Origin of the sequence: Streptomyces sp. SBT349, assembly GCF_001083795.1 — a bacterium.
Lineage (GTDB): Bacteria > Actinomycetota > Actinomycetes > Streptomycetales > Streptomycetaceae > Streptomyces.
In genome coordinates this window covers 1-1,697 of sequence record NZ_LAVK01000642.1, presented here as the reverse complement: position 1 = coordinate 1,697, position 1,697 = coordinate 1, and the positions used below count along the sequence as shown (strand labels likewise).

At 73.7% G+C, this 1,697-nt stretch carries 1 protein-coding gene; it reads left to right on the top strand.

Annotated elements, in window-relative coordinates:
* Window positions 1-44: 44 nt before the first annotated feature.
* A partial coding sequence (locus ADY01_RS35465) for a beta-galactosidase (protein WP_049580986.1) occupies window positions 45-1,697 on the top strand: 1,653 nt, incomplete at its 3' end.

Sequence of the window (1,697 nt, the reverse complement as noted above, 5' to 3'; positions counted from 1 at the left end):
GCCCCACCGACCGGCCGCCCCACCGCACTCGTTACGGAGCACCCATGGCACACACCGAAGACTCCCGCGACGGGCTGGACCGCCTCGACCGGCTGCGGGCCCGGCTCGGCTCGCCGGCCTTCGGCGGCGACTACAACCCGGAGCAGTGGCCGCGGAAGACCTGGGAGGAGGACATGCGGCTGATGCGCGAGGCCGGGGTCAACCTGGTCAGCGTCGGCGTGTTCTCCTGGGGCCTGCTGGAGCCGCGGGCGGGGCAGTTCGCGTTCGGCTGGCTGGACGAGGTGATGGACCTGCTCGCCGACAATGGAGTCGCCGCCAATCTGGCCACCCCCACCGCCGCGCCCCCCGCGTGGCTGGCGCACGAGCACCCCGAGACGCTGCCCGTGGACGCCGAGGGGCGCACCATCGCCTTCGGCGCGCGGCAGCACTACTGCCCGTCCTCGCCCGTCTTCCGCCACCACGCCGAGCGGATCACCGAGCGCCTCGCCGAGCGCTACGCCGGGCACCCGGCGCTGGCCATGTGGCACATCGGCAACGAGTACCCGGGCCTGGCCTACTGCCACTGCCCGGCGTCGGCGGCCGACTTCCGCCGCTGGCTGGCGCGGCGCTACGGCAGCGTGGAGGCGCTCAACGACGCGTGGGGCACGGCGTTCTGGGGCCAGCGGTACGACTCGTTCGACCAGGTCGGAACGGGGCGTGCCCGGCTGCTCGGCGGGCCGAACACCGGGCAGGTGCTGGACTTCGCGCGGTTCTCGGGCGACGCGTCGCTGGCCTGCTTCGCCGCGGAACGGGACATCGTCCGGCGCCACACCCCCGACATCCCGGTGGCGACCAACTTCATGGGCCCGTTCAAGCATCTCGACTACTGGCGCTGGGCCGCCGAGGAGGACGTCGTCGCCCTCGACATCTACCCCAACGCGTGGGACGAGGAGGGGCAGATCATCGCGGCCTACAACTTCGACCTGATGCGCTCCCTGCGCGGCGGCGAACCCTGGCTGCTGATGGAGTCCGCCACCGGGCCCAACGTGCAGCGACGCCGCAACTCCGCCCGGCCGCCGGGTCAGTTGCGCGTCCGCTCCCTCCAGGCGGTGGCCAGGGGCGCCGACTCGGTGATGTTCTTCCAGTTCCGCGCCTCCGCCCAGGGCGCCGAGCGCTACCACTCGGCCATGCTCCCGCACGGCGGAGCCGCGACCCGCACCTGGCGCGAGGTCGTCGAGCTCGGCCGGCAGGTGCGCCGACTGGCGCCGCTGGGCGGCGGCCGGACGCGCGCCGAGGCGGCCATGGTGTGGGACTGGGAGAGCTGGTGGGCCCTGGAACTGCCGGGGCGCCCCTCCGCGGACCTCGACTTCCGCGCCCAGGTGCTGGCCCACTACCGGCCCCTGTGGCACGCCAACATCCCGGTCGACTTCGTGCGCCCGACCGACGACCTCACCGGCTACCGCCTGGTCGTCGTCCCCAACCTCTACCTGACCACCGACCGGGCCGCCGCCAACCTCACCGGCTACGTGCGGGACGGCGGCCACCTGCTGATGTCCTACTTCTCCGGCATCGCGGACGGCGACGACCGCGTCCGCCTCGGCGGCCACCCGGGCGCCTTCCGCGAGGTCCTGGGCCTGCTGATCGACGAGTTCAACCCGCTCCAGCCGGGCGAGCGCCACGGACTGCGGCACGCCGCGGACGAGGGGGAGTCGGAGGTC